The organism is Streptomyces sp. NPDC002004 (assembly GCF_053593975.1).
Genome location: NZ_JBSFDP010000003.1, coordinates 517,065 through 527,629, shown reverse-complemented (window position 1 = coordinate 527,629; position 10,565 = coordinate 517,065). Strand labels below are relative to the sequence as shown.

At 72.1% G+C, this 10,565-nt stretch carries 7 protein-coding genes; 3 read left to right on the top strand and 4 right to left on the bottom strand.

Going from position 1 to position 10,565, the window contains the following annotated elements; translation table 11 throughout:
- Positions 1–139 precede the first annotated feature (139 nt).
- Both ACWCP6_RS08345 and ACWCP6_RS08340 read right to left on the bottom strand, forming a co-directional pair.
- Complete coding sequence (locus ACWCP6_RS08345; protein ID WP_450931571.1) at positions 140–2,719, bottom strand: ABC transporter permease; 2,580 nt, start codon at positions 2,717–2,719, stop codon at positions 140–142.
- Positions 2,716–3,504, bottom strand: coding sequence for an ABC transporter ATP-binding protein (locus ACWCP6_RS08340; RefSeq protein WP_450931570.1), 789 nt, complete (start codon positions 3,502–3,504; stop codon positions 2,716–2,718). The genes ACWCP6_RS08345 and ACWCP6_RS08340 overlap by 4 nt, the downstream gene beginning before the upstream one ends.
- A gap of 442 nt (positions 3,505–3,946) precedes the next feature.
- Between ACWCP6_RS08340 and ACWCP6_RS08335 the strand changes: the two genes are divergently transcribed.
- From ACWCP6_RS08335 to ACWCP6_RS08325, 3 genes are all read left to right on the top strand, one after another.
- Positions 3,947–5,608 carry an MFS transporter gene (locus ACWCP6_RS08335; RefSeq protein ID WP_450931569.1) on the top strand — a complete coding sequence of 554 codons (1,662 nt, stop codon included), beginning with the start codon at positions 3,947–3,949 and terminating at the stop codon, positions 5,606–5,608.
- Between the two features lie 259 nt (positions 5,609–5,867).
- Positions 5,868–6,311 (top strand): DUF485 domain-containing protein, encoded by a 444-nt coding sequence (locus ACWCP6_RS08330; RefSeq protein ID WP_450931591.1) that lies wholly within the window; start codon positions 5,868–5,870, stop codon positions 6,309–6,311.
- The gene (locus ACWCP6_RS08325; protein WP_450931568.1) at positions 6,308–7,945 is read left to right on the top strand and encodes a sodium/solute symporter; all 1,638 of its coding nucleotides are present in this window, start codon (positions 6,308–6,310) and stop codon (positions 7,943–7,945) included. Before ACWCP6_RS08330 ends, ACWCP6_RS08325 begins: the two co-directional genes overlap by 4 nt.
- A 272-nt stretch (positions 7,946–8,217) precedes the next feature.
- On the opposite strand, the gene ACWCP6_RS08320 is transcribed toward ACWCP6_RS08325, so the two are convergent.
- On the bottom strand, positions 8,218–9,147 hold the full coding sequence (locus ACWCP6_RS08320) for a cellulose-binding protein (RefSeq protein ID WP_450931567.1): 930 nt from the start codon (positions 9,145–9,147) through the stop codon (positions 8,218–8,220).
- A 162-nt stretch (positions 9,148–9,309) separates the two neighbouring features.
- On the bottom strand, positions 9,310–10,565 hold a 1,256-nt coding region (locus ACWCP6_RS08315; protein WP_450931566.1), incomplete at its 5' end, for an SUKH-4 family immunity protein.

Genomic DNA, 10,565 nt, shown 5'->3' with positions numbered 1-10,565 from the left:
AGCGGCTGCCGCCGGGCTGTGGCCCGTCCTTCGTCGGCGATGCGGAGGAACTGGCCGCATACGAGAAGGCACGAGGCAGCGCGTAGGAGCAGCCGGCCTCCGGACCCCCGTCCGCGGTGACCGGCCCCGTCGGTGGCGGCTATTCCGTGGCGATGGCCGCCAGGACGTTCATCCGGCCCGCACGGAAGGCCGGGACCAGGGCCGCGAAGAGGCCCACGAACGCCGAGCCGATGAACACCGTGATGATCGTCGGCCAGGGGATGTCCAGGACCCCGAGCCCCTGCAGGGCGAGGAGCTTCTGGGCGGTGGCGCCCCAGCCCATGCCGAGGCCCAGACCGAGCAGGGCTCCGAAGAGGGCGATGACGACCGACTCCAGGCGGATCATGCGGCGCAGCTGGCGGCGGGAGAGGCCGATGGCGCGCATCAGGCCGATCTCGCGGGTGCGCTCCACCACCGACAGGGCCAGGGTGTTCACCACACCCAGGACCGCCACGATGATCGCCAGGGCCAGCAGGCCGTAGACCATGTTGAGCAGCTGGCCGACCTGGTCCTGCAGCGCCTTCTTGTAGTCGGTCTGGTCGCGGACCGTGTACTGCGGGTAGTCGTGCAGCCTCGACTTGAGCGCCTTGTACGCGGCCGGCTGCTGCCCGTCCTTGGCCGAGGCGAGGACCATCAGGTCGAGCGGCATACGGCCCGCGGGCACGTACTTCGCCACCGTGGAGATCGACGCGTACTTCGCGCCCTTGTCGATGACCGAGTCGTCGCTGGTGATCGCGCGGACCGTCAGACGGGCCGTGGCACCGTCCTTGAAGTCGACGGTGACCTTCGACCCCTTGGTGATGCCGTGCTTCTTGGCGAACCCCTCGGGCACCGACATGGAGTCGGGGCGATAGGCGTCCGCGAGGTTCCCGGCCACCGTCTTGGCGCGCACGTCCTGCGCATAGGTCGGGTCGGCCGCGTTGATCATGTCCTTCTTCGACGTCTTGCCGTCCGGGGTGGTCAGCGTCGCGTCGAGCAGCCGGTACTCGGTGAAGTGGTCGATGCCCGGCGCGGCCTTCACGGCCTTGACGGCCTCCGGGGTGATCAGCTGCATCCGGTCGGAGCGGACGATGAAGTCGGCGCCGACGGTCTTGTCGAGCTGGTCGGTCGCCGAGGCCACCATGGACGAGCCGACGACCGACAGACAGGCGACCAGCGCCAGGCCGATCATCAGGGCGGCGCCGGTGGCTCCGGTGCGGCGCGGGTTGCGCAGCGCATTGCGCTCGGCCATCCGCCCGACCGGGCCGAAGACCCTCAGCAGCACGACGCTGATCACCCGGACCACACCGCCCGCAAGCAGCGGTCCGATGACGACGAAACCGATGAGCGTGAGGACCACGCCGAGCCCGAGCCAGAGCGAGCCGTCCTTGGCCTTGTCGGCGACCGCGGCCAGGTAGAGGCCGCCGCCGCCGGCGCCGGTGAGCACCAGACCGATCACGGCGCGCACCCCTCCGGCCTTGGCGTCGGCCGGGGCGCCGGCGTCACGCAGTGCGGCCATCGGGGAGACCTTGCCCGCGCGGCGGGCCGGCAGGTACGCGGCCAGGACGGTGACCACGACGCCCAGCAGGACGCCGACCACGGGCGTCGTCCAGGCGACCGTCAGGTCGTCGGTCGACAGATGCATGCCCATGGAGCCCATGAGCTTCATCAGCCCGACCGCGATGCCGACGCCCGCTCCGACGCCGAGCACCGAGCCGAAGATGCCGAGCAGCAGCGCCTCGGCCAGCACGGAGCGGTTGACCTGCTTGCGGGAGGAGCCGATGGCGCGCATCAGGCCGATCTCGCGGGTGCGCTGGGCGACCAGCATCGAGAAGGTGTTGATGATGAGGAAGATGCCGACCAGGAAGGCGATTCCGGCGAAGCCGAGCATCGCGTACTTCATCACGCCCAGGAAGCCCTGGATGTCCTTGGAGTTGGCGTCCGAGACCTCCTTGGCGGTCTGCACCTTGTAGCCGCCGCCGAGTTCGGCCACGACGTGCTTCTTCAGCCGCGCGTCGGTGACGCCGGAGGCGGCGGTGACGTTGACGTTGGTGTAGACACCGGTCCTGCCGATCAGCGTCCGCTGAGCGGTCCTGGTGTCCAGGTAGAAGATCGCGGCACCGGGGTTGGTGACGGTGAAGTCCGCGATGCCGGAGATCTTCGCGCTGTGGGTGCCGACGGCGCTGATGACGGCTATCTCGTCGCCCAGCTTCAGGTGGTGCTTGCCGGCGGTGTCCGCGTCGACCATGACCTGGCCCGCGCCGTGCGGCGCGGTGCCCGAGGTGACCTTCATCGTGCGGGCGTCGTTGCGGTTCCAGCCGCCGACGATGGTCGGCGCGCCGCTCTTGGGCGACAGGCTGTTCTTGCCGGCGTCCACGACGGTCACCGAGGTCGAGAAGACGGTGCCCTCGGCCGACTTCACACCCGGGACCCTGCGCACCTCGCCCAGCACGGATGCGGGCATGACCGGCGGCCTGCCGTTGCCGGAGACGGTCTCACCGGAGTCCGACGCGTTCTTCGCGGTGACCGTCACATCGGACGAGGTCGCCGCGAAGAGCTTGTCGAACGTCGTGTTCATGGTGTCCGTGAACACCAGCGTGCCGCAGACGAAGGCGACGGACAGGAGCACGGCCACGGCGGACAGCGCCATGCGCCCCTTGTGCGCGAAGAAGTTGCGCAGGGAGGTACGGAGCACGGTCATGACGTGCGCCCCCGGGCGTCGAAGTCCTTCATCCGGTCCAGGACGGCGTCGGCGGTCGGGCGGTGCATCTCGTCGACGATCCGGCCGTCGGCCAGGTACAGCACGCGGTCCGCGTACGACGCGGCGACCGGGTCGTGCGTGACCATCACGATGGTCTGGCCGAGCTCGTCGACGGAGCGGCGCAGGAAGCCGAGCACCTCGGCGCCGGCACGGGAGTCGAGGTTCCCGGTCGGCTCGTCACCGAAGATGATCTCGGGGCGGGCGGCGAGGGCGCGGGCCACGGCGACGCGCTGCTGCTGGCCGCCGGAGAGCTGGGTCGGCCGGTGCTTGAGACGCTCGGCGAGGCCGACGGTCCCGACGACCCGGTCCAGCCACTCCTGGTCGGGCTTGCGGCCCGCGATGTCCATGGGCAGCGTGATGTTCTCCAGCGCGTTCAGCGTCGGCAGCAGGTTGAACGCCTGGAAGATGAAGCCGATGCGGTCCCGGCGCAGCCGGGTGAGCTTCTTGTCCTTCAGGCCGGTGATCTCGGTCTCGTCCAGGAAGATCTGGCCGGACGAGACGGTGTCGAGGCCGGCGAGGCAGTGCATCAGCGTCGATTTGCCGGACCCGGACGGGCCCATGATGGCGGTGAACTGGCCACGCATGATGTCCACGTCGACGTTGTCGAGCGCGACGACCCGGGTCTCCCCGGCACCGTAGGCCTTGACGACCTGTCGCGCCCGCGCGGCGACGGCCGTACGTCCTCCAGTTCCCCCGTGCCTGGGGATGGTCACAGCCGTAGTCACGGTAAGTCTCCCATGTCCTGATTTTTGGAGTGCCGGCCCGCTGAACGATGGCCGATGGATGCGTCGTTGAGTCTGTCGCCCCGGGGTGTCCCGGCGCGCGGATGCTCAGTGCAGTCTTTTCCTGGGGAAAACCCCACCCCAGGACGTCTTTCGGGAACCCCCTCGGGGACAGCCCCGCAGGAAACCCCCGGGACGGTCCCCGGAGGACCTCCGGCAGGAGTCCCCCTCACCCCGGGAAGCCCCCGACGTGTGTAAAGCCAGGCTAAGGACCGGGCCCCCGCCCTCTCCTCCTCCGCCGGTACGAACCCTCCCCGAGCCTTAGTAAGGAGGTCCCCCTAGGGGTCGTCCACCCCTCGGTGGAGACGGGGTCCACCCTCCCGCAACGGCAGGCCGGGTGAGATGGTGTCCTGCGGCAGATACATGCAGGGGGAAAGGATTTCCGATGGGCAGCGGGAGCCCGACCGTCGCGAAGGACGCACGACGCGGCCCCGTCGTCGCCGCCCTCATGCTGGCCATGGCGCTCGCCGCGCTCGACTCCACGGTCGTGGCGACGGCCGTCCCGCAGATCGTGGGCGACCTCGGCGGCTTCTCCGTCTTCTCCTGGCTGTTCTCCGGCTATCTGCTCGCCGTGACGGTCACGCTGCCGGTGTACGGGAAGCTCTCCGACACCTTCGGCCGCAAGCCGGTGCTGATCACGGGCAGCATCGTCTTCCTCGCCGGCTCGGTGCTCTGCGCCGGCGCCTGGAACATGGCCGCGCTCATCGCCTTCCGTGTCGTCCAGGGCCTCGGCGGCGGTGCGATACAGGGCACCGTCCAGACCCTCGCGGCCGATCTGTACCCGCTGAAGGAACGCCCCAGGATCCAGGCCAGGTTGTCCACCGTGTGGGCGACGTCGGCGGTCGCGGGCCCGGCGCTCGGCGGACTGCTCGCGGCGTACGCGGACTGGCGGTGGATCTTCCTGGTGAACGTCCCCGTCGGCGCACTCGCCCTGTGGCTCGTCGTCCGGTACCTGCACGAGCCGCACCGCGAGCGGACCGGCAGGCCGCGCATCGACTGGGCGGGCGCGCTCACCGTGTTCGCATGCGGCGGCGCGCTGCTGACCGCACTGGTGCAGGGAGGGGTCGCCTGGGACTGGCTGTCGGGACCGTCGCTGACCCTGTTCGGCGCGGGACTGGTGCTCGCCGCGGCCGTCGTCGTCGTGGAACGGCGCGCCGCCGAACCGATCATCCCCGGCTGGGTGTGGCGACGCCGCACCATCGCGGCCGTGAATCTCGCGCTGGGCTCACTGGGTCTGCTGATGGTCGCTCCGACCGTCTTCCTGCCGACGTACGCCCAGTCGGTGCTCGGACTCGCGCCGGTCGCCGCCGGGTTCGTGATGTCCGTGATGACGCTGAGCTGGCCGGTGTCGGCGGCCCTCAGCCAGCACGTCTACCGGCGGATCGGCTTCCGCAACACCGCGATGCTCGGCATGGGCGCGGCCACGCTGGTCCTGCTGGCCTTCCCGTTGCTGCCGTATCCGGGCCGCCCCTGGCAGCCAGCACTGATCATGCTGCTGCTCGGCGCCGCACTCGGGCTCTTCCAACTCCCGCTGATCGTCGGCGTCCAGTCGACGGTCGGCTGGGCCGAGCGTGGCACCACCACCGCCTCCGTCCTGTTCTGCCGGCAGATCGGCCAGACGGTGGGCGCCGCGGTGTTCGGCGCCGTCGCCAACGGAGTGCTGTCCCGGCGCCTGGGCGGCTCCGGCGATCTGGACGCCGTGACCCGCGCCCTCGACGCACCGGGCGGCGCATCGGACCGGCTGCGTCGCGCGGTCGCCGCCGCCGTCCACTCGGTCTACCTCGGTGCGGCCTGCGCGGCCGCACTCGCCGTGCTGGTCCTGCTGTTCGTGGCCCCGAGGCGTTTTCCGGTGCTGCCACAGGAACCGCTCGCGGAGGAGGCGGCCGAAGCGGCGGTGACCGCCGATGCGGTCGTGGCACCCGATGCCTCCTTGGCCGCCGAAACGGTGGCGGCCGGTGAAGCGGCGTTGGCACCCGATGCCGCTGCGCCGGAGGGAACGACGGAGCCGAACGCACCGGCGGACCGGCCGCGCACGCACACCGACTGACTAGTTTGTTCAAGCCCTTCCGCGGCCGGTGTACCTACGAGTAACGTCTCGGGCACTCTCCCCACCCCCTGCTCCCTGCGGTCCCGCACCGGACCCGAACCGCGCAAGGAGAAACGGGATGTCCGACGTGCCGCACCACGTTCCCCGCTTCCGCCCGTCCATCGCCCACCCGTACGATCCGGCACAAGCCTCCCCGGGGGCCCACCAGCAGCAGTGGGCACAGCCCTCGCCCCGGCAGGACGCCCCGCGGTACCCGCAGGTGCCCGCCCCGGCCCAACCGGCGTACCCCACTCCGTCCTCGCAGACCTGGCCCACGTATCCCTGGCAGCAGGCCGCGCCCGAACCGCAGCCGCGCCGCCTGCCGCGCCACCCGCAGCTCGGCCACCACAGCGATCTGCGCATCCTGCGCGGCGCCTACCGGTGGCAGCGGCGCGTGGCGACCCTGACCGCGCTCGGCTACTTCACGCTGTTCCTGGTGCTGTCCGCGTTCGCGCCGTCCCTGATGACCGGCACGGTCTCCGGCGGGCTGTCCGTCGGACTGCTGCTCGGGGTCTGCCAACTGCCGGTCACCTGGCTGGCGATAGTCCTGTACGAGCGCACGGCGCGCCGCCGTGTCGACCCGCTCTGCGACCGGCTGCGCAAGCAGGCCGAGATCGACGCCAAGCGGGAGAGCAACGGCGCCCGGTGGGAGGAAGCGCGATGACCGTGTTCAGCGGATTCAGCGACCGGGCGCAGGCCATGTCCCTGGTGGCCTTCACCGCGGTCGCCACCATCACGCTGCTGCTGTGCGTGATGACCGGGCCCGACCGTGACGACCTCGACGAGTTCTACACGGGCTACGGCTCCCTCTCCCCGATGCGCAACGGCCTGGCGATCGCGGGCGACTACATCTCGGCGGCGACCGTCCTCGGCACCGGCGGCGTGATCGCGCTGGCGGGATACGACGGCGTGGTCCTGGCCCTCAGTACGGCACTGTCCCTGATGCTGCTGATGTTCCTGCTGGCCGAACCCCTGCGCAACGCGGGCCGGTTCACCATGGGCGACGCCCTCGCGCGGCGGATGCCGGGGCGCGCGGTCCGCATGGCCGCGTGCGCGGCGACGCTCACCGCGCTGCTGCCCCTGATGCTCGTGCAGCTCTCCGGCGCCGGCGACCTGCTCGCCTTCATCCTGGGCTTCAACGGCGACGGCCTGAAGACCGGCTGCATCGTCGCGCTCGGCGCCCTGATGATCAGTTATGCGGCGATCGGCGGCATGAAGGGCACCGCCCTCATCCAGATCCTGAAGATCGTGATGCTGCTCGGTTCGGGCGCGGTGGTCGCGTTCCTGCTGCTGCGCCGCTTCGACTGGGACCCCGGGACACTGCTCAGCGCTGCCGCGCAGGGCAGCGGAGCGGGCTCGGCGTACCTGCACTCCGGGCTCCAGTTCGCGGGCGGGGCCAGCCCCCGTATCGACATGATCACTTCGGAGCTCACGGTGGTGCTCGGCGGGGCCTGTCTGCCGCACATCACCATGCGCATGTACACGGCGCGCAGCGCCCGCCAGGTACGGCGCTCCCTGTCCTGGGCCGTGTCCCTGGTCGCCCTGTTCGTACTGATCATCGGGGTCGTCGGCTTCGGGGCCGCGGCCCTCGTGGGGCGGCAGGTCATCACGGCGGCCGACCCGCAGGGCAACACGGCGTATCTGCTGGGGTCGCGGGCCGCGTTCGGCACCGGCGCGTCCGTGGGCGAGACGCTGCTCTTCACGACCGTGACCACCGCGATCTTCCTGACGCTGCTGGCGTCCGTCGCCGGAATGATCCTGGCCTGCGCCAACTCCCTCGCGCACGACGTCTTCGCCCACGGGGTGCGGCGGACGCGGACCGGGCCCGAACAGGTCTCCGAGCACAAGGAGATGACGCTCGCGCGGGTCTCGGCGCTGGGCGTCGGGGTGCCGGCGATCCTGCTGGCCACGCTCGTCCAGCACCGCAGTCTCCAGCCGCTGGTCACGCTCTCCTTCTGCATCGGCGCGTCCGCGCTGGCGCCCGCGCTGGTCTACAGCCTGTTCTGGCGCCGGTTCACGCGGCGGGGGCTGCTGTGGACGCTCATCGGCGGCACGCTCTCCGTGCTCGTCCTGATGCCCGGCACCAACCTCGTCTCCGGCTCCCCGGTCTCCGCCTTCCCCGACGCCGACTTCAACTGGTTCCCGTTCACCACGACCGGGCTGGTCACCATCCCCCTGGGCTTCGCGCTGGGGTGGCTGGGCACGCTGGCCTCCGGCCGGGCGGAGGCCGAGGAACAGCGGCGACAGTACGAGGCCGTGGAGGGGTGGATCCTGGCAGGGACGCTGCGCAGCCGCTGACGGGGGCACACGGCCGGGCCCTGCCGGCCGAGGTCCGACTCGGCGTGCGCCGACCGCCGGGCCACGGGCGGCGGGAGCCACCGCGCGGTCGGATCCGGCGACGCCCCGGCCCGGGGGCGTCCCAGGCGGCCGCCCCGGCCCGGAGGGTGTCGTGCGCCTCCGCCGGGGCGGCGCACGACACCGTCACGCAGACGGACTCCGCCGAGCGTCCCATTGACTGTTGCCTGTTGCCCGTTGCCCCGGTCCGGGGCGTGCGACCCGTCCGCCCCGGCTCACGGGGCGTCGTCCGCAGGGGACCTCGGCTCCGGGGGGCCGTCGTCCGCGGGCAGCCTTCCGGTGAGCGCGGCCAGGCTTGCTCGGACGTGGTCCATCTGGGCCCGGACCACGTCCCACCGGTCGCCGTGCTCGCGCAGCACCCGCTCGGTCTCGCGGCCGATCCGTTCCGCGCGCATCCGCGCCTCCGCCACCAGCTCGGCGCCCAACTCGTCGGCCTCGGACTGCTCGTGCCGCGCCTCCTCCTCCACCTGGGCGAACGCCTGCTTCGCCGCCGAAAGCCCCTCCTCGGCGGCCGCCACGCGCTGTGCGCACACCGCGTCGAGCTCGGCCGCACGTCCGGCGATCGCCCGCTCCTCTGCGGTCCAGCGCTCCGCGCGCTCCTTCTCCTGGTCGTGGAGCATCGCGGCGGTCCGCCGGCCCATGTCGCCCAGCGCGGCCTGCGCCTCGCCACGCCAGTCCTCCGCGTCGTGCTGCGCACCGGCGCGGATCCCGTCCGCGACGGCCTGCTCCGAGAGCACCCTGCGCCGTGCCCACTCCCCGGCCTCGGCGCGCAGCTCGTCGGCGTACTCCCGCGCCGCGTCACGCAGCGCGCGCCCCGCGGCCGCGGCCTCCTCGTCGGTCCGCTGCGCCTCGTCCCGGGCGGCGACCCACAGGGCCGTGGCCTCCTCCTCGGCCAGCGCGAGGACCTGCCGGGCGCGCTCGCCGAGTACCTCGTACGTCTGGGGGGCCAGCCGTGTCGCGGTCTCCCGCAGGCGTTCCGCCTCCCCCGCCATCCGTCTGGCCTGCGCGGTCAGCCGTGTCGCGCGTTCCCACGCCTCGTCACGGTCCCGCGCCAGCGCGGAGACATAGGGGTCCACGCGTTCCGGACGGTAGCCGCGGCCTCGTACGGCCCTGAAGCCATGGGGTGATGCCGATGCACTGCTCACGTCGCACATCTTGATGGATCAAGAGGAAACGGACGTAACGCGACACTCCGGACCCAAACCCTAGAGGGGTCCGTCACCTCGGAGACCGGAGCCCGGACGCACGAGGCGCCCGGCCCATCGCCGGGCCGGGCGCCTCACATGCGGGTTCGCCGTCGGCGTCCGCTACAGCAGGCCGTCCCACATCTGCTCGAGGAGCACCGACCACCAGCTCTCCGGCGAGCCGAGCGCCGCCGGGTCGAGCGAGGCCAACTGGGCCTGGAAGTCGACGGTCCAGCGGCCCGCCTGCTCCTGGTTCAGCCCGAACCGCAGCCGCCACATCCGGCCGAGCAGGGCCAGACAGCGCACGAACTCGGGCAGACCCGTGTTCACGAACTGCGGCGGCACCGGGGCGCCGCCCGGGCCCGCCTCCACCGGCACGGCCACGATGTTGGCCGTGCCGTACTGGACGCAGATCGCCCGGCCGAAGTCGCTGCCCATGACCAGGTACGAGCCCGCGTCCGACGCGGGCTGCACGCCCCGCTCCTGCGCCAGCTCGGCGAGCGTCGGCACCGGACGGCCCGGCTGGGCCTGCGCCCAGAAGAACGGGCCGATGTCGACCGGCAACCCCGCCACCATCAGGATGTGCGCCACGACCTCCGGCACGCCCTGGCGGGACACCGCACGCTGGTCGAACCGGAACACACCCGGACCGAAGGCCGCGGACAGCTCCTGCGCCACACCCTGAGGCGGCAGCGGCGGCACGGGCTGCACCTGCGGCAGCGGAGCGCGCACCGGCGCGGGACGCGCGGGACCGTCCGCCACCTGGTGCAACTCCCCCTGGTGCGCGAGGAGTTGCTGCATGCCCTGCTGACGGGACGCATGGTCCTGGCCGTACGGCGCGATGCTCGTGATCCGCGCCTGCGGCCACTGCTCACGGATCATCCGCGCGCAGTACGCACCGGGCAGCCCGCAGGACTCGAGCTCCGTATGGAGTTCGAGGACCTGGTCCGCCGGGATGTTCATGGCCCGCAGCTCGTGGAAGATCTGCCACTCGGGGTGCGGTGTACCGGGCGCCGAGCGGCGGATGAGCTGCTGCTCGGAGCCGTCGGCGGCGCGGTAGCGCAGCACCGCCTGGTAGCCGGGGCCGACGGTCGGCTGACCGCTGGGCTGCTGCGGATATCCGTACGCGGCGGGGGCACCGGGCGGCATGCCGGGGACGGGCCCCGGGGCACCCGGAGCCATACCGGGAACGGGACCCGGCGCACCCGGCGGCATACCGGGCGTGCCCGGCGCCTGCGGCGGCGGAGGCACACCGGGGCCGGCCTGCGCGGGCCCGGCGAGCATGGTCGCGGCCTGGTGCACACCCCCTCCGGGCGGCGTGCCGGGAACACCCGGAGCACCGGGCGGCTGCGGAGCGCCCGGACCACCGGGACCACCCG

What these genes read in the sequence shown, in the direction of transcription:
- ACWCP6_RS08335 (WP_450931569.1), top strand. Translation starts at nt 3,947, where the DNA reads ATGGGCAGCGGGAGCCCGACCGTCGCGAAGGACGCACGACGCGGCCCC.
- ACWCP6_RS08325 (WP_450931568.1), top strand. Translation starts at nt 6,308, where the DNA reads ATGACCGTGTTCAGCGGATTCAGCGACCGGGCGCAGGCCATGTCCCTG.
- ACWCP6_RS08345 (WP_450931571.1), bottom strand. Translation starts at nt 2,719, where the DNA reads ATGACCGTGCTCCGTACCTCCCTGCGCAACTTCTTCGCGCACAAGGGG.